The sequence below is a fragment of the Bradyrhizobium sp. DN3 genome, assembly GCF_041357655.1.
Classification (GTDB): Bacteria; Pseudomonadota; Alphaproteobacteria; order Rhizobiales; family Xanthobacteraceae; genus Bradyrhizobium.
In genome coordinates this window covers 1-17,041 of record NZ_JAULLN010000058.1, presented here as the reverse complement: position 1 = coordinate 17,041, position 17,041 = coordinate 1, and the positions used below count along the sequence as shown (strand labels likewise).

The 17,041-nt window shown below is 65.9% G+C and carries 18 protein-coding genes and 1 tRNA gene; 12 read left to right on the top strand and 7 right to left on the bottom strand.

Features of this window, described 5'->3' with window-relative positions; all coding sequences use genetic code 11:
- The first annotated feature begins 323 nt into the window (after positions 1 to 323).
- The gene (locus AAE027_RS38805) at positions 324 to 1,769 is read left to right on the top strand and encodes an MATE family efflux transporter (protein WP_370991055.1); all 1,446 of its coding nucleotides are present in this window, start codon (positions 324 to 326) and stop codon (positions 1,767 to 1,769) included.
- A gap of 90 nt (positions 1,770 to 1,859) precedes the next feature.
- Here AAE027_RS38805 and AAE027_RS38800 read toward each other — a convergent pair whose 3' ends face one another.
- The 6 genes from AAE027_RS38800 to AAE027_RS38775 form a co-directional block, all read right to left on the bottom strand.
- The gene (locus tag AAE027_RS38800) at positions 1,860 to 2,366 is read right to left on the bottom strand and encodes a hypothetical protein (RefSeq protein WP_370991056.1); all 507 of its coding nucleotides are present in this window, start codon (positions 2,364 to 2,366) and stop codon (positions 1,860 to 1,862) included.
- 113 nt (positions 2,367 to 2,479) lie between these two features.
- Positions 2,480 to 2,881 (bottom strand): SRPBCC family protein, encoded by a 402-nt coding sequence (locus AAE027_RS38795; protein ID WP_370991057.1) that lies wholly within the window; start codon positions 2,879 to 2,881, stop codon positions 2,480 to 2,482.
- A gap of 216 nt (positions 2,882 to 3,097) precedes the next feature.
- Positions 3,098 to 3,457, bottom strand: coding sequence for a VOC family protein (locus tag AAE027_RS38790; protein WP_164935100.1), 360 nt, complete (start codon positions 3,455 to 3,457; stop codon positions 3,098 to 3,100).
- 104 nt (positions 3,458 to 3,561) lie between these two features.
- Positions 3,562 to 3,996, bottom strand: coding sequence for a hypothetical protein (locus tag AAE027_RS38785; RefSeq protein ID WP_370991058.1), 435 nt, complete (start codon positions 3,994 to 3,996; stop codon positions 3,562 to 3,564).
- 59 nt (positions 3,997 to 4,055) lie between these two features.
- Positions 4,056 to 4,895 carry a helix-turn-helix transcriptional regulator gene (locus AAE027_RS38780; protein WP_370991059.1) on the bottom strand — a complete coding sequence of 280 codons (840 nt, stop codon included), beginning with the start codon at positions 4,893 to 4,895 and terminating at the stop codon, positions 4,056 to 4,058.
- Positions 4,896 to 4,990: 95 nt separating this feature from the next.
- Positions 4,991 to 5,569: a methylated-DNA--[protein]-cysteine S-methyltransferase gene (locus AAE027_RS38775; protein WP_370991060.1), complete on the bottom strand. Its 579-nt coding sequence runs from the start codon at positions 5,567 to 5,569 to the stop codon at positions 4,991 to 4,993.
- Between the two features lie 171 nt (positions 5,570 to 5,740).
- Between AAE027_RS38775 and AAE027_RS38770 the strand changes: the two genes are divergently transcribed.
- A tRNA-Gly gene (locus AAE027_RS38770) sits at positions 5,741 to 5,814 on the top strand.
- 4 nt (positions 5,815 to 5,818) lie between these two features.
- Here AAE027_RS38770 and AAE027_RS38765 read toward each other — a convergent pair.
- The gene (locus tag AAE027_RS38765; RefSeq protein ID WP_370991061.1) at positions 5,819 to 6,811 is read right to left on the bottom strand and encodes an alpha/beta fold hydrolase; all 993 of its coding nucleotides are present in this window, start codon (positions 6,809 to 6,811) and stop codon (positions 5,819 to 5,821) included.
- Positions 6,812 to 7,058: 247 nt separating this feature from the next.
- Between AAE027_RS38765 and AAE027_RS38760 the strand changes: the two genes are divergently transcribed.
- The 10 genes from AAE027_RS38760 (at position 7,059) to AAE027_RS38715 (ending at position 16,943) form a co-directional block, all read left to right on the top strand.
- The gene (locus AAE027_RS38760) at positions 7,059 to 7,574 is read left to right on the top strand and encodes a helix-turn-helix domain-containing protein (RefSeq protein WP_370991062.1); all 516 of its coding nucleotides are present in this window, start codon (positions 7,059 to 7,061) and stop codon (positions 7,572 to 7,574) included.
- Between the two features lie 43 nt (positions 7,575 to 7,617).
- On the top strand, positions 7,618 to 8,082 hold the full coding sequence (locus AAE027_RS38755) for a GNAT family N-acetyltransferase (RefSeq protein ID WP_370991070.1): 465 nt from the start codon (positions 7,618 to 7,620) through the stop codon (positions 8,080 to 8,082).
- Between the two features lie 134 nt (positions 8,083 to 8,216).
- Positions 8,217 to 9,260, top strand: a complete 1,044-nt coding sequence (locus AAE027_RS38750; RefSeq protein ID WP_091885050.1) for a LacI family DNA-binding transcriptional regulator — start codon at positions 8,217 to 8,219, stop codon at positions 9,258 to 9,260.
- An 81-nt stretch (positions 9,261 to 9,341) separates the two neighbouring features.
- Positions 9,342 to 10,796 (top strand): xylulokinase, encoded by a 1,455-nt coding sequence (gene xylB, locus AAE027_RS38745; protein ID WP_370991063.1) that lies wholly within the window; start codon positions 9,342 to 9,344, stop codon positions 10,794 to 10,796.
- Positions 10,797 to 12,119, top strand: a complete 1,323-nt coding sequence (gene xylA, locus AAE027_RS38740) for a xylose isomerase (protein ID WP_370991064.1) — start codon at positions 10,797 to 10,799, stop codon at positions 12,117 to 12,119.
- Positions 12,120 to 12,131: 12 nt separating this feature from the next.
- Positions 12,132 to 12,890 (top strand): ATP-binding cassette domain-containing protein, encoded by a 759-nt coding sequence (locus AAE027_RS38735; RefSeq protein WP_370991065.1) that lies wholly within the window; start codon positions 12,132 to 12,134, stop codon positions 12,888 to 12,890.
- On the top strand, positions 12,890 to 13,972 hold the full coding sequence (locus tag AAE027_RS38730) for an ABC transporter permease (protein WP_370991066.1): 1,083 nt from the start codon (positions 12,890 to 12,892) through the stop codon (positions 13,970 to 13,972). The genes AAE027_RS38735 and AAE027_RS38730 overlap by 1 nt, the downstream gene beginning before the upstream one ends.
- A gap of 96 nt (positions 13,973 to 14,068) precedes the next feature.
- The gene (locus AAE027_RS38725) at positions 14,069 to 15,001 is read left to right on the top strand and encodes a sugar-binding protein (protein ID WP_370991067.1); all 933 of its coding nucleotides are present in this window, start codon (positions 14,069 to 14,071) and stop codon (positions 14,999 to 15,001) included.
- Positions 15,002 to 15,110: 109 nt separating this feature from the next.
- Positions 15,111 to 16,088, top strand: coding sequence for an aldo/keto reductase (locus AAE027_RS38720; protein ID WP_370991068.1), 978 nt, complete (start codon positions 15,111 to 15,113; stop codon positions 16,086 to 16,088).
- Positions 16,089 to 16,091: 3 nt separating this feature from the next.
- Positions 16,092 to 16,943 (top strand): amidohydrolase family protein, encoded by an 852-nt coding sequence (locus AAE027_RS38715; protein WP_370991069.1) that lies wholly within the window; start codon positions 16,092 to 16,094, stop codon positions 16,941 to 16,943.
- Positions 16,944 to 17,041 lie beyond the last annotated feature (98 nt).

The following is a 17,041-nucleotide window of genomic DNA, read 5'->3' as shown; positions in this document are numbered from 1 at the left end:
TTCGCCTCTCCCCGCCTGCGGGGAGAGGCCGGAATTTGCGAAAGCAAATTCCGGGTGCGGGGTCTCGACGAGTCCAACTGTCACTGCCTTTGCCGGAGCAGCCCCTCACCCCAGCCCTCTCCCCGTAAGAACGGGGAGAGGGAGAAGGAAAGCCGCAATTCGCGGGTTGAAATGCGCTGCCGCAGGGCACGCCTGCACCTGACGCAGGAGGAATCGCTGCGCAGCGTGCTAACAAGCGCCTGTTGCGCTTTCCGCGCGAAGAAATCGTTTCGCACACCTAGATATTGCCGCGCCGCAATTGGCGCTTGTGCCCGGGAGAGGACATGTCCGACATCGCCGAAATCCCGGTCGATGCACGGGAGCGCCCGCTGCCGCCGCCTCCGCGGCCGGTCAGGAGCGCGCTGACCGACGGCCCGATCCTGCGCACGCTGCTCGGGCTCGCCTGGCCGAACGTGATCGGGTTATCGGCCGGCATGTGCGTGGTGATCGCCGAGACCTCTTATGTCGGCCGGCTCGGTGTCGAGGCGCTGGCCGCGATGGCGCTGGTGTTTCCGACTGTGATCCTGACCATGACGATGTCGGGCGGCGCCATGGGCGGCGCGGTGGCCTCCGCCATCGCGCGTGCGCTCGGCGCCGGGGATCGCGAGCGCGCCGGAACGCTCGCCGTGCACGCGATGCTGATCGGCATCAGCTTCGGTCTCGTCTTCATGCTGGGCATGCTGATCTTCGGGCCGCGCCTGCTGGAATTGCTCGGCGGCCGCGGCAACGTGCTGACCCACGCAATCGCCTACACGCAGGTGTTTTTTGGCGGCGCGGTGCTGCCCTGGCTGCTCAACACCATGGCCGGCGTCCTGCGCGGCACCGGCAACATGAAGCTGCCGTCGCTGTTGATCCTCAACTCGGCGGCCTGGCAGGTCGTGCTCGGCGGTACGCTGGGCCTCGGGCTCGGACCGGTGCCGCAGCTCGGCATGCGCGGCGTCGCGGCCGGCGCGCTGATCGCTTACTCCATGAATATCTGCATCATGGGCTGGTACCTGTTCTCGGGCCGCGCCCGCATCGCGCCGAGGCTGCGCGGCTTGCGCATCCAATGGGCGATATTTTTCGACATCCTGAAGGTCGGCGCCATCGCCTGCTTCTCGCCGCTGCAATCGGTGCTGACGATCTCGATCTTCACCCACATGCTGGCGAAGTTCGGCACCGCGATCCTCGCCGGCTACGGTATCGGGGCGCGGCTGGAATTTTTGCTGACCTCGATCGCGTTCTCGTTCGGCATCGCCTGTGTGCCAATGGTCGGGATGGCGATCGGCGCAGGTCGCATCGCGCGCGCCCGGCGCATCACCTGGATCGCCAGTGCTGCCGCTTTCGTGGCGGTCGGCGCGCCGGCATGCCTCGTTGCGATGTTCCCTGATCTCTGGGTCAACATCTTCACCGACAGCGTCGCCGTGCGCGCAGCGAGCCATCAATATCTGTCGACGGTCGGACCGTTCTACGCCTTCTTCGGCCTTGCAACGACGATGTATTTCTCCTCGCAAGGCGCCGCCAAGGTGATCGGGCCGGTGCTGGCGCAGACCGCGCGATTGATCTACATCGCAGCTCTCGGCTGGTGGCTGTCGACCCACGATGCCACCGCGCAGAGCTTCTTCTGGCTTGCCGCAAGCTCGATGGTCGTGCTCGGCCTGCTGTCGTGCTCCAGCGTGGTGCTGACCCGCTGGGGACCGCGCCAGACGAAACCTGTGATCAGGCCAGCTCTGTCAGGTGCTGCCGACTAAAGCGCGATGAGATTAGGATGAACGCGCTTTAGGTTGTTGTTTGAGCATGATCTTTTCGGAAAACCGCTGCGCACTTTTCCGGATCATGCTTTAGCGATGCCTATGGCGGCGATGGCCGCCACCGCCGCCGGTGTTGGCGAGCCGCATCAATTGCGGGATCATCGCCATCATGTCGCCGCCACCGGCGCCACCGAGCATGCCCATGATGTCGCCGCCGCCCATGCCGCCGAGCCCGGTCGGCATATAGCCGCCTCCACCCATCGGGGTGTAACCGCCGTAGTTCGGCGCACCGAAGCCGCCGCCGAAATTGCCGCCGGACAGGCCGCTGCCGCCCATCATCCCGCCAAGCCCGCCGCCGCCATTCTCCATCATGCGGCTCATCATCGGCCCCATGGTCTGCATCAGCATGGCGAAGCGGCGCTTGCCCATCTTTGCCTTCATCATTTCCAGCATCGGAGCCATCCGGGTCATCATGTCCTCGCCGCCGGCACCTCCGCCGCCAAAACCTGCGAACTGCGCCTTCGCCGGCGAACTCGCGACGCAAAACAACAGCAGCACGGCGGCCGCCTGGCAGATCACCTTGTCCGCACCTCTCATGGCATGCTCCTCGCGTGCGTGGCTCCGCCGGGAGAGCGGAGCCAACCGGGCGCACGTCGCCATGGATACGGCTGGCGAGGGCGGAGCTCTGTGACAAAACCCACAGAGGATGATCAGGCCACCGCGAGAGGAAACGCTCTGTGCAAGGCGGTCACGGCTTCGCTGGTCTGCCCCTGAACGTAAGGCGCAAGCTCGTTCGGCAGCATGTCGATGATCCACACCAGTCGGCATCTTGCATCACCATCGGCAATCACCTGCACCGAGGCGCTGTAGTGCTTGAGCCGCTCGTTGTTGATGGCGTAGACCAGGCGCTGCCGCGCGTCGTCGCAATCGACCAGCACCTCGCGTGCCACCGAGCCATTGGCGAAGGTGACGATGCGTGCATCGCCGTCGAGCGTGTAGGCGGTGACGAAGCCCGGCACCAGCCGCTGATGCAGCGCGCCGAAATCGCGCACCGCGTCCCAGACATCGTGTGCGGAGGCGGGAAGGGGAATGTCATTGTGGATGGAGGCCATGGAGGTGTCCTTGATTCAATAGGTGATCGCCACAAGCGCCGTCATTGCGAGCGCAGCGAAGCAATCCAGAGTCTTTCCGCGGAGACAGTATTGGTAGGGTGGGCAAAGGCGCATAGCGCCGTGCCCACCGTTTGTTGGCATTGTCGCGAGCAGTTGGTGGGCACGCTTTCGCTTTGCCCACCCTACGAACTCTCGTAAGCGGTAAGCGGCTAAAGCTCACACGCAAACCGCCTCGACATTGTTGCCATCAGGGTCGATCAAGAACGCCGCATAATAGGTTGGGCTGTAATCCTTGCGCGGGCCGGCGCCGCCATTGTCGCGACCGCCGTTCTTCAGGCCTTCGCTGTGGAACGCCTTCACCGCGTCATGGTCCTTGGCACGGAACGCGATGTGGGCGCCGTCGGCCTTGCGTCCCTTGTTCAGGTGCAGCCACAGCGCCGGCTCGCCCTTCGGCCCGAAGCCGGCATAGCCGTCGCCGCTTGAGCACAGGACATGGCCGAGCGGCGCCAGCACCGCGGTGTAGAAGCGCGTGGCAGCGTCGAGGTCGGCAACGCGCAATCCGATGTGGTCGTACATATTCGTCTCCATTTGCAAAGCGCGCCGCAACTGGCGCGCGCCGGAGCCGAAGCTAGTCGAGGAGAGGTGGGACGCTCTTGGAAAATCTTGCGCTCGGCGCCCGGCTAGATCGCCGGCGTCTCCGCCTGCCACCGGATCACCCGCTTCAGGTGATACAGCTGGACCCACATGTTGGCTCCGATCACACTGACCGTTGCGACGATCAACGCCGTGACCTTGTGCGGTTTATGGAGGGCGAGGACGAGCAGGAACGCGGACAGGATCGCCGTGACTCCAAAGCTGGACCAGAGCCCGATGAGGCGTGGTGCAAACCAGGTTGGTTCTCCATCGGGGCCCCACTGCATCGGAATCTTGCGCGAGTTGATCTGGCGGCCGTAATCGTAATAGAGGGCGCAGCCCGCGATGAAGGCGAGCCCCACGGCAAGCGCGATCAGCGCGGCCGCAATCACGTTACCTGAGGCACTGTCCATCTGCCGGCTCGTCGCATTGAAGGGGCGTTGATTCGCCCTTCGGTTGTAGTACAGCGCGATGTGCCGCAAGCGCCAGCGCGTCGCGCCTGTCTGGTCAACAGAGGGTTACCTGCGATGCCGGGCCTGTCTCAGTTGAGGACGAGGCGTTCCCCAAAAATCTTGCGCTCCCCCTTCGAGGCCTGACGGAACTTGGTCGGCGACACGCCGGCGGCGCGGTGGAAGGTGCGGACGAAGTTGGAGAGGTCGCCAAAGCCGACGTCATAGGCGACGTCGGTGACCGCGATGTCGTCATCAGTGAGCAGCCGCGCGGCGTGCCGCAAGCGCGAGCGCACCAGATATTGATGCGGGGTGACACCGAGCACGCTCGAGAACAGTCGGAGGAAATGGAATGGGCTAAGGCCCACTTGCCGCGCGGCCTGTTCCAGGCCGACTTCGGATGGCGAATTGTCGTCGATCCACAGCGCAGCTTCCACCGCGCGCCGGCGGTCGCGCGCGGTCGGCGGTGTCTGCTTGCGCGTCTTGCCCGAGGCGACGTCGACAAAACGACCGGCCAGGATGTGACCGATTTCGTCGAGGCCAATGTCGCTGTTGCCATCTGCCGCCGTCTGGGCGAGCTCACCGAACACCATCAGCTCGGGCAGCGGGGGCGTCGCGCCGATCTGCCAGACCTCGCGACGTCCGCCGAGGGCGTCGACCAGATCCTCACTGAGGAAAAAGGCCAGGCAGACGTCGCCGGACACGTGCTCATGCGTGCAGGTGTATTCCTCGCCGGGGGCGCCGACCAGCATCGAGCCCGCCACCAGCTCGAAGAAGCCGGCGCGGCAATGGCAGCCAAAGCTGCCCGAACGGACATAGGCGATGGAATGGCCGGTGCGGCATTCGGCAAACGGCGTGTCGTCCGGTCCCGCATCGCAGCGAAACTCGGAGACGGTCATCGAGCGTGTCGTCAGCAGCGTGGTCGCGTCCATGCCGCCTTATCTAGGCATGATCCGGAAAAGTGTTAGCGGATTTCCGACGAGATCATGCCCAAAAAACAAAGCTGAGGTGCCATCCAGATCGCACGTTAAGTGGGCGGTCTTGGCGGGGCAACGGGCAGCAGCACTTCGAACAGCGTCTTGCTGGCGACGGGATGAGCGCCCTCGAGCGTAAGAAGCCGCCGCTTGGAGATCACGCCGCCGTAAGGCGAGAGCCGGTCGGTATAGTTGCCGGCCTCCAGCACCCGATGGCAAGGCACGATCAGCATGTAGGGATTTTTCGCGATCGCCTGCGCCACCGAATGCGCGGCACCGGAGGCGCCCAGCGCCTTGGCGACCTCGTGATAGGTGCGAGTCTTCCCGCGCGGAATGGTGCAGGCGAACTCGTAGACGCGCCGGTTGAAGCCGGGCACGCCGCCGGCGTCGAGGCTGACGTCGGAAAAATCGGGGTCGCTGCCTTGCAGCAGAGCTACGATGCCCTCGATCGCAAGCTCGGCGTTCTCGGACGGCCGCTGCTCGCGCGCCTCGGGATGGATCTGGAAAATCCGGCGGCGGGTGTCGATCTCCCGCGCCTCGGGCAATTGCACGGCGACCACGCCGGTGCTGCTCCAGATGATGCCACAGCGCCCTATGGCCGTGTCGAATATCGCGTAAGCACGCCCCACCATGCACACGCCCCACTCAGTGCACGTTTCTCCCCAGACCGGCGATCATAACACCGCCACAATCCGGCGCATCTGGAATCTTGCCAAAATGTTAAGAAGCGTCAGGCCGGGCGCGCCAAAGCGCTTGGCGCGCGGCGCCGTCTCGGCTAATCAGGATGCGCGGCTTGCGCATCCGCGGGCGTAGTTCAATGGTAGAACGGCAGCTTCCCAAGCTGCATACGAGGGTTCGATTCCCTTCGCCCGCTCCAAGCTTCAGTTCGGCAGGCTTCGCAGGAATTCCACGAGCGCCGCGTTCACCTCCGCCGGCCGCTCCTGCTGCGTCCAATGTCCGCAGCCCGGCAGCATCTTGATCTCGCGGAGCTGCGGCACCCATTGTCGCATGTTGGCGAGATGCTCGGCGGCGCCGGGGAAGGCAAGGACCATGTCATGGTCGCCAGCGATGAAGAGCGAGGGCACGACCACCTTCACGCCCTCGAAGGCACCCATCAGCTCCCAGTTGCGATCGATGTTGCGGTAGTAGTTGAGCGGTCCGCGAAATCCGCTGCGGGCAAATTCGGCGCCATAATGGTCGAGGTCGGGGCCGTTCAGCCATGAGGGCAGCGGCACCTGCACCTTCGGCAACATGCCGTCCTTGCGCGAGACCATTCCGACGCCGACGGTCCTGCCGGCGCGCTCGGCATTGGCGCGGATCGCCGCCGCCCCTTCGCCGGAACCGCCAAACAGCATGGCGCCGAGCGTTGCGCGCGGATCCCGTTCGAACTCCGCTTCGGCGACACCCGGGTCCTGAAAGTACAGCTGATAGAACTGCGCATCCGCCGTCTGCGGCATGACGCTGGTCGGCCGCACGGGACTGCGCGGGCGATAGGGTACGCTGAGGATGGCGGCGGCACGGAAGCGATCGGGACGCAGGCGCGCCGTGTGCCAGGCAATTGTCGCGCCCCAGTCATGCCCGACGATAACGGCGTCTTTGGCCTCGAACGCGTCGAGCACGCCGACGAGATCGCCGATCATATGGAAGATCGTATACTGGTCGATCGCTTCGGGCCGGTCGCTCTTGCCGTAGCCGCGCATGTCGGGCGCGACAGCGTGGTAGCCGGCCGCTGCCAGCGCCTCGAGCTGGTGACGCCAGGAGTACCAGCCTTCCGGAAAGCCGTGGCAGAGCAGCACCATTGGCCCCTCGCCCTGCTCGGCGATGTTGAGGCTGATGCCGTTGGCCTTGATCGTCCGCTGCGTCGGCTTGCCCATGTCGTCGCCTCCCGGCCATGATCGTTGGGGCATCCTAATCGGGCCTCCAGGCTGCGCAAATATTCTAATATATTGGACCGTCGCTCCCGGCGTTCGCCTCTCGCCCAGCTTAGGCTCTTGCCCAGGCGGCATGCAGTCCTTGCGCCGGGCAACGCTTGGATGAAGGCCAGGGCTGAAAAAATGGACCAGCAGAAACTCGATCGCGCGATCGGTCGCCGCCTGAAGACGCTGAGGACGCAGGCGGGGCATGACGTTGAACGAATTTGCGGCGCGGTCCGGCGTCAGCCGGGCCATGATCGGGCGGGTGGAGCGGGCGCAGAGCAGTGCGACGGCCGCGCTGCTCGGAAAACTCTGCGCGGCGCTGGACGTGTCGCTGAGCGATGTCGTCGCGCTGGCCGAGAAGCCGCCGGAGCGGCTGGTGAGGCTTGCCGACCAGCCGCATTGGCGCGATCCCGACAGCGGCTACCGGCGACGTCATGCCTCGCCGCCGGATGCGGCAAGCGGCATCGAGATCATCGTCGTCGACCTGCCGGCCGGTGCCCGTGTTTCCTACAGTCCCTGGGGCCGCAACGCCTTCACCCAGCAACTGTTGATGCTGGAGGGCGCCATCGCCGTGCATATCGATGCCAAGGCGGTGCGGCTGCGCGAGAGCGACTGTCTGGATTTCGACGTGATGCGCGCGGTGATGTTCGAGAACGAGACCCGGCAGGATGCACGCTACGTCATCATCACGCGGCGCGGCGCCTCTTACGGCAAGATGTGATGGCACTGACGCGATCCGAGACCCCTCAGGTGAGGCCTTGACGATGCAGATCCGCACCGGCGACACCTTTGATCCGCGCGTCATCGCGCTGCTCGATCATCACGTCACGGCGGCGCGGGCGCAGACTGCGCCTGGCAGCGCCCATGCGCTCGATCTCGCGGGGCTTCGCGCGCCTGATATCGCGTTCTGGACCGGTTGGGACGGCGAGACGCTGGTCGCCACCGGCGCGCTGAAGATGCTTTCGGCCGGCCACGGCGAGGTGAAGTCGATGCACACCCTGCAGACCACGCGCCGGCGCGGCTTCGGCGGCCAGATGCTGCGCCACATCATCGCGGAAGCCCGCATGCGCGGCGTGGCGCGGCTCAGCCTGGAGACCGGCTCCTGGGACTATTTCAAGCCCGCGCACGCCCTCTACCAGGCCCACGGCTTCGTCGCCTGCGGCCCGTTCGAGGGCTATGTCGAGGACCCCAACAGCCTGTTCCTGACGCTCGACCTGACCACCAGCTGAGCCTGCGACCGACGCGAGGCGCATCCAGCCTCAACCTGTTCACGCTGTTCGTGGGAGCTGTGGCCGGGAGGAAAATGACCCGCATCCCTCAAAATGAGTTGCGCACCTCAAAACACCTCTGCTAGCCTTCAGCCATGGCCGAGACGCTCACCCCGACTGCGCTGACGCTGAAGGACATCGCCCGCGAGGCGGGCGTCAGCTTGGCGACGGTCGACCGCGTCCTGCACAACCGTCCGGGCGTCCGGCCGGACACGGTCCGGCGCGTCAAGGCGGCGATCGAGCGCAATTCGTTCCAGCCGCACGTCGCCGCCGCCGAGCTCGCCCGCAGCCGCGTCCGGCGCTTCGCCTTCGTGATGCCGTCGGGCCCGAATCCGTTCATGCAGCAGATCGAAGCCTATCTCGGCGAAATGTCGGCCTGGCTGTCGGCCCGCCGCCTCAGCGTCGAGATGATCGCAACCGACGTGTTCGACCCCTCCGCGCTCGCGGCCTCGCTGGAGTCGCTCTCGGGCGATTACGACGGCATCGCCGTGGTGGCGCTGGACCATCCCGGCGTCCGCGCCGCCATCAATGATCTCGTCGATGCCGGCACCAAGGTGGTGACGCTGGTCTCGGACGTGCCGTCCTCGGGCCGCCACCATTATGTCGGCATCGACAACATCGCTGCGGGTCGCACCGCCGGCGCGCTGGTCGGGCGGCTGGTCGGCCAGAGGTCCGGCAAGGTCGCGATCGTCGCGGGTTCGCAGGGCCTGCGCGACCACGCCGAGCGCATCTTCGGCTTCAACCAGGTGATGGCGACGGAATTCCCCGATCTCAGCGTGCTGCCGGTGCTGGAAGGGCGCGACGAGGATGAGCGTTCGGAGCAACTGCTGGCGCGGCTGTTCGGGAGGCATGCCGACATTGTCGGCCTTTATAACGTCGGCGCCGGCACGCAAGGCGTGGCCAAGGCTTTGACCGATGCCGGCCGCGACAAGCAGGTGGTGTTCGTCGGACACGACGTCACCGCGTTGACACGGCGGCTGCTGTTGCAGGGCGTGATGGATGCGGCGATCTCGCAGAACCCCGGCCACGAAGCGCGTGCTGCCGTGCGCGTTCTGCTCGCGCTCGCCCGCGGCGAGCCGATCTTGCGCGAACAGGAGAAGATCAGGATCGACATCGTGATGCGGGACAATCTGCCCTAGCGGCAGTGGATTTCGAAATGGCCCTCGGCGGTGAACGCGACGTCAAGATCGCGCACCGCGTCAGGTACAAGGGAGGATGGCGTGTATCTCGGCGTGGACATCGGAACGTCCGGTGTGAAAGCGGTGCTCGTGAGCGAGGACGGCGCGATTGTCGCGACGGCAGCGCACGAGCTTACGCTGTCGCATCCCGCGCCGCTGTGGTCCGAGCAGGACCCGGACGCCTGGGCCGATGCGGCGATCGGCGTGGTCGACGATCTCGCCGCCCGCCATCCGCGCGAAGTCGCGCGGGTAGCCGGCATCGGGCTGTCAGGCCAGATGCACGGCGCAACGCTGCTTGGCGAGGACGGACGGCCGCTGCGCCCGGCCATTCTCTGGAACGACGGCCGCTCGCAGGCCGAATGCGTCGCGCTGGAGCGGCGCTGTCCGTCGCTGCACGCGATCGCCGGCAATCTCGCCATGCCCGGCTTCACGGCGCCGAAGCTGCTCTGGGTCGCGCGGCACGAGCCGAAAATCTTCGACCGCGTGGCAAAGGTGCTGCTGCCCAAGGCCTATGTCCGCTATCGCCTCACCGGCGAAATGGTCGAGGATATGTCGGACGCGGCCGGCACGCTGTGGCTCGATGTTGGTTTGCGCCGCTGGTCGGCCCTGTTGCTGCATGCCACCGGGCTCGATCTGCATCACATGCCGCGCCTCATCGAGGGCAGCGAAGTGAGCGCGGTGCTGGCGCCGCAATGGGCGCAGCGCTGGGGCATGACCGGGAATGTCGTGGTCGCCGGCGGCGCCGGCGACAATGCGGCGAGCGCGATCGGGCTTGGCGCGATCACGCCGGGCAATGCCTTTCTGTCGCTGGGCACATCCGGCGTGATCTTCCGCGTGACCGACCGGTTCGCGCCGGCGCCTGCTTCGGCCGTGCATGCCTTCTGCCACGCGCTGCCCGGCCTCTGGCACCAGATGGGGGTGATGCTGTCGGCAGCGGCCTCGCTCGCCTGGCTGTCTGGCGTGATGGAGACGCCGGCCGCAGCGCTCTTGGCGCCGCTCGGCGAGCGCGTCGACGGGCCGAGCCCCGTGTCCTTCCTGCCGTACCTGGATGGCGAGCGCACGCCGCACAACGATGCCGCCGCCAGCGGCGCCTTTGTGGGCTTGCGCGGCGCGACCGCGCGGGCGCAGATCGTGCAGGCCGTGCTCGAAGGCGTCGCCTTTGCCGCGCGCGACAATCTGGCGGCGCTGGGCTCAGCGAGCGGGCCGCTTGCCGAGGTCGATCTCGTCGGCGGCGGCTCGCGCTCGCCGCTGTGGGCGCAGATCTGCGCCGACGTGCTCGGCATTCCCGTTCATCGCATCGAGGAAGGCGAGGTCGGCGCCGCGCTCGGCGCTGCGCGTCTCGGCCGCATCGCCGCGACCGGCGAAGACCCCGCGGAGGTCTGCAAACCCCCGCGGCGGCTCGCGAGCTTCACACCCCGCCCGTCCGTCACCGCGGCCTATGACGAGGCCTATCGGCGGTGGCGCGCGCTTTATCCCGCATTGAAGGAGTTATCTTAAGTGAACGCGTCAGCCAAATTCTTCGAGGCCAGCACGCCTGTCGCCTTTGCCGGCAAAGATGCGGAAAGCACGCCCGCCTTCCGTTGGTACGACAAGGACCGCCTCGTGCATGGCCGCCGGCTGGAGGACCATTTGCGCTTTGCGGTCTGCTATTGGCATTCGTTCTGCTGGCCGGGCGGCGATCCCTTCGGCGGTGAGACTTTCCTGCGACCCTGGCACCACGGCAATGATGCGATGGCGCTGGCGCGGGCCAAGGCCGATACCGCCTTCGAGCTGTTTCGCCTGCTCGACGTGCCGTTCTTCACCTTCCACGACGTCGATGCGGCGCCGGAAGGTGCTTCGCTCGCCGAATCCGTCGCCAATCTCAACGCGATCGCCGATCTGTTCGAAGCCAAGATGGCTTCCGCGAAGGTCCGTCTGCTCTGGGGCACTGCGAACCTGTTCACGCATCGCCGCTACATGGCGGGCGCCGCGACCAATCCGGACCCCGAGATCTTCACCTATGCGGCCGGCCAGGTCCGCGCCGCGCTGGAGGTGACGCACCGGCTCGGCGGCCAGAACTACGTATTGTGGGGCGGGCGCGAGGGCTACGAGACGCTGCTCAACACCGATCTCAAGCGCGAGCTCGACCAGCTCGGCCGCTTCGTCTCGCTGGTCGTCGAACACAAGCACAGAATAGGCTTCAAGGGACCGATTCTGATCGAGCCGAAGCCGAAGGAGCCGACCAAGCATCAATACGATTTCGACGTCGCCACCTGCTACGGCTTCCTCGAACGCTACGATCTTCTCAAGGACGTCAAGCTCAACATCGAGCAGAACCACGCCATCCTCGCCGGCCATTCCTTCCATCACGAGGTCGCTCTCGCCGAGGCGCTCGGCGTGTTCGGCTCGCTCGACATCAACCGCGGCGACGATCTGCTCGGCTGGGACACCGACCAATTCGCGATGAACGTGCCGGAGCTCGCCTTGGTGTTCCACGAGATTCTGAACCGCGGCGGCTTCACCACGGGCGGGCTCAATTTCGATGCCAAGATCAGGCGTCAATCGATCGATCCTGACGATCTGATCCATGCCCATGTCGGCTCGATGGATGCCTGCGCGCGCGCCTTCCTCGCCGCCGCCGACATGCTCGACGCCGGCGCGCTCACCGCGCCGCTTGCGAAGCGTTACGAGGGATGGGCCGGCCCCGAGGGCCGGGCCATTCTTGGCGGCCAGCGTTCGCTCGCCGATCTCGCCGACCGTGCGCTCGGCCCCGGCTTCGACCCGCAGCCGCGCTCGGGGCGGCAGGAATATCTGGAATCCCTGATCAACCGCTACGTCTGAGGAAGTCCGCTGATGGCAAATGCTGACGCGACCCCGGTCCTGGAGCTGACCGGCATCGGCAAGGAGTTCGGCGCGATCCGCGCGCTGCACGACGTCGACATGCAGGTCTTCCCGGGCGAAGTCGTCGGCCTGATGGGTGACAACGGCGCCGGCAAGTCGACGCTGGTCAAGATCATCGCCGGCAATTTCCGCCCCTCTCATGGCGAGATTCGCTTTGCCGGCAGCGCGGTCCATTTCAACCGGCCGGTCGACGCTCGCGCTGTCGGCATCGAGGTCGTCTACCAGGACCTCGCACTATCGGACAATCTGACCGCGGCCGCCAACGTCTTCCTCGGCCGCGAGCTGAAGCGCAAATTCGGACCCATTGCCTTGCTCGACCACAAGGCGATGGCGGCGCGCGCGCTGGAGCTGTTCGGCGAGCTGCGCTCGGAGACGCGGCCCGACGACCTCGTCAAGCAGATGTCCGGAGGCCAGCGCCAGGCCGTCGCGATCGCGCGGACGCGGCTCTCCAATGCGCGGCTGGTGATGATGGACGAGCCGACGGCCGCGATCTCGGTGCGTCAGGTCGAGCAGGTGCTCGGCCTGATCCACCGGCTGAAGGAGCAGGGCGTCGCCGTGATGCTGATCTCGCACCGCATGCCCGACGTGTTCGCGGTGTGTGACCGCGTGGTCGTCATGCGCCGCGGCGAGAAGCGGGCCGACAAGCCGATCCACCAGACCTCCCCCGAGGAGGTCACCGCCCTCATCACCGGCGCGAAGGAGGCGGCGTGATGGCCATGCCCATGGAATCTCCGATCAGCTTCACCAATATCGGCCGGATCAGATGGTGGCAGCGCGGCATCTTCGCCTCTCAGACCGGCTATGTCCTGCTCGCGCTGGCGGTGCTGCTGGTGATCATGCACTTCGCCAGCCCATACTTCTTCACCGAAGGCAACATGCAGAACGTGGCGAAGAACTTCTCCTTCATCGCCATTGCGACGCTGGGCGTCACCTTCGTGATCATCACCGGCGGAATCGACCTGTCGGTCGGCTCGATGATGTGCTTCTCCGCCATGATCACCTCGATGGTGATGACCGAGCTGTCGGCGCCCGGCTCGCCGGTAGGCTCGCTGTTCGTGCACATGGCGGCCGACGGCAAGACCGTGCTGGCCAACGTGCCGGGGCTGATCCTTCTGGTCTCGATCCTCGCCGGCCTCGGCGTCGCGCTGATCGCCGGCCTCGTCAACGGCTTCTGCATCGCGGTGCTCGGCCTGTCGCCCTTCGTCACCACGCTCGGCATGCTCTCGATCGTGCGCGGCCTCGGCTATGTCGTCTCCAACGGCCGCGGCAGTTTTCCGGGCGGACCGGACGCCGATTATTTCTACGCAGCTACCTCCGGTGACGTGCTCGGCGTGCCCGTGCCTTTCATCTATCTCGTGATCCTCGCGCTGGCGATGGCCGTGGTGCTGCACCACACTTCATTCGGCCGCCACGTCTTCGCGCTCGGCGGCAACGAGAAGGCGGCCGAGCTCACCGGCATTCCGGTGGTGCGGGTAAAGATCGAGGTCTACGTGATCTGCGCGCTCGCAGCTGGCCTCCAGGGCATTATCATCTCCGGCTGGCTCGGATCGGCGCCCGCCAACATGGCGACATCCTACGAGCTCAACGTGATCGCGGCGGCCGTCATTGGCGGCGCCAATCTGGCCGGCGGCATCGGCGGTCCGTTGGGGGCCATCGTCGGCTGCGTGCTGCTCGAGGTGATCCGCAACGGCCTCGTGCTGGCCCAGGTCAGCTCCTACTGGCAGCAGACGCTGGTGGGCGTGATCATCATCCTGGCCGTGCTGGTCGATCGCGTGCGCTCGCGGATGAGCTGAGGTGACGTCGTTTCGGGAGGGCAACGAACATGCCGCCTATCCGCTTCCCGGACGCTTCTTTGAGAGGATAGGCGCAAGAGAAGGGTGGAGGAGACAATGAGGAAACTTCTTCTTGCCGGCATCACTGTTGCAATGATGGCAACGCCGGCGTTCGCTGCGAATTACCGCTTCGTCATCGTGCCGAAGGCGATGAACAATCCGTTCTTCGACTTCGCGCGCGACGGCTGCCTGAAGCGCGCCAAGGAGCTCGGCAATATCGAGTGCATCTACAAGGGTCCGGTCGAGCATGAGCCGGCGACGCAGGCCCAGATCATCCAGGACTTCGTCACGCAGAAGGTTGACGGTCTCGCCATCTCGGTCGCCGACGTCGCGGCCATGACCAAGTCGATCGAGGCGGCGACCGCCGCCGGCATTCCCGTCATCACCTTCGATGCCGATGCGCCGGGCTCCAAGCGCATCGCCTATATCGGCACCAACAACAAGGAGTTCGGCTTGGCCCTCGGCAAGCAATTGCTGAAGATGCGGCCCGACGGCGGCAAATACGCGATGGTCTCGGGCGGTCCCGGCGCCAAGAACCTCGCCGAGCGCGTCGACGGCGTGCGCGAGGCGCTGAAGGGCTCGAAATGGACCGAAGTCGCGGGCTCGCCGACCTTCTGCAACGACGATCCCGCGCTCGCGGTGCAGCAGATGACGGACATGCGCACCGCAACGCCGGACCTCGCCGCCATCGTTCCCATCGGGGGCTGGCCGATGTTCGCGCCCGAAGGCTTCAAGGCGTTCGCCTCCAGGAACAAGAAGGACATCGACTCTGGCAAGTTCACGCTGGTGGTCGCCGATACGCTCAAGATGCAGCTCGAGCTGCTGCGCGACGGCTATGCCAATGCGCTGGTCGGTCAGCGCCCGTTCGAGATGGGCGAGAAGGCGATGGACACGCTGCTCGCCATCAAGAAGGGCGAGAAGGTGCCGGAGATCGTCTACACCGGCCTCGATCTCGTGACCAAGGACAACGTTGCGCAGATGTTGAAGTAGGAGCGCGCCGCCAGCCCCGCGCTTCTGCCTGCCTCCCCCGCTTGCGGTTTCCGCGAGCGGGGGAGATGATTTGGACCGTTGGAAGGAAGACTCTTGGAAGGCAACGGGAATGAAACGGTCGCGCCTCGGCTCTCTCGACGTCACCTCAATCGGCCTCGGTTCCGCTCCGCTCGGCGGATTGTTCACCCCCGTCAGCGATGCCGATGCACAAGCGACGATTGAACGCGCCTGGTCGCTCGGCGTGCGCTTCTTCGATACCGCGCCGCTTTACGGCTTTGGCCTGGCCGAGCGGCGGCTTGGCGCGTTCCTGCAGCAGCAGCCGCGCGAATCCTATGCGATCTCGACCAAGGTTGGGCGTCTTTTGCGCGCGCCTGAGGGCGCTGCCGCCGAGGACGAGCACTACAAGGGCACGCCGCGCGAGCGGCCGGTGTTCGATTTCAGCCATGACGGCGTGATGCGCTCGGTGGAGGAAAGCCTCGCCAGGCTCGGGCTCGATCGTGTCGACGTCCTGCTCGTGCATGATCCCGACGATCACTATGACGATGCCGTCGCCGGTGCCTTCCGCGCGCTGCAGCGACTGCGCAGCGAGGGCACGGTCAAGGCGATCGGCGCCGGCATGAACCAGTCGGAGATGCCAGTCCGCTTTGCCGACGCCGTGCCGGTCGACTGCTTCCTGCTCGCCGGGCGCTACACGCTGCTCGATCAGGGCGCGCTGAATGCGCTGTTTCCGGCCTGCCAGGCCAGGAACATCGGCATCCTGCTCGGCGGCATCTACAACAGCGGCATCTTGGCCAATCCACACACGAGCGCGAAGTTCAATTATCAGGACGCCGATTCGGCGCTCGTCGCGCGCGCGCTCGAACTCGACGCGCTCTGCCGCAAGCACGGCACCGAGCTGAAGGCCGCAGCACTCCAGTTCTGCATGGCCCATCCGGCCGTGACGGTCGCCGTGATGGGCGCGCGCAATGCCGCCGAGGTGGCCGACAACATCGCGATGTCGGAGACGGCGGTGCCGCAGGCCTTCTGGCAGGAGCTGCGCGAGAGAAACCTCGTCGATGCACGCGCGCCGCTGCCGGGCGGAGCGTGAGCCATGATCATCGACGGTCACCAGCATTTCTGGGATCCGGCGCGCGCCGACTATCCCTGGATGGAGGCGGACGAGCTAGCGCCGATCCGCCGTGCCTTCGGTCCCGGCGATCTCGCACCATTGCTGAAAGCAAACGGCATCGACGCCAGCATCCTGGTGCAATGCCGCTCCGCGCTGGAGGAGACCGAGGAATTCTTGCGCATCGCGGATGCGACGCCCTCTGTCATCGGTGTCGTCGGTTGGGCTGATCTGACGGACGGTGCGCTTGACGAAACGCTTCATCGCCTGCGAGCCTCCCCCGGTGGCGACAAGCTGGTCGGCATCCGCCACCAGGTGCACGACGAGTCCGATCCGGATTGGCTGCTCCGCGAGGACGTCCAGCGCGGCCTCACCGCGGTGTTCGCCCGCGATCTCGCCTACGATCTCCTCGTCCGCACCCGCGAGCTGCCGTCGGCCGTCGCGACCGCCCAGGCCTTCCCGCAAGCACGCTTCGTGCTCGATCACGCCGCCAAGCCGCCGATCGCCGATGGTGGAAGCGACGAATGGGCCGATCGCATCAAAGCGCTCGCCGCCTGCGGCAATGTCTGGTGCAAGATTTCAGGGTTAGCGACGGAAGCGGTCTGGAGCGATTGGGATGCGGAGCGTCTGTTTCCGTTCGTTCAACATGTCGCGACATGCTTTGGCGAGGATCGGTTGATCTTCGGCTCGGACTGGCCGGTATGTCTGCTTGCGGGCAGCTACGGCGAGATCAAGGGTGCGTTGGAAGCGTGCTTGATGAAGCTTGGTCCGCAGGTGAGGGAGAAGGCGTTTGGTGTGAATGCGCGGACGGCGTATCGGTTGGGGGTTGACAGTTAGAGCGAAGCACCGGGCTGTTTCTTACCCTCCCGTGGAGGGGGAGGTCGATCGCGCGCAGCGCGAGCGGGGTGGGGTGATCTCTCCACTCGGGCACCGCT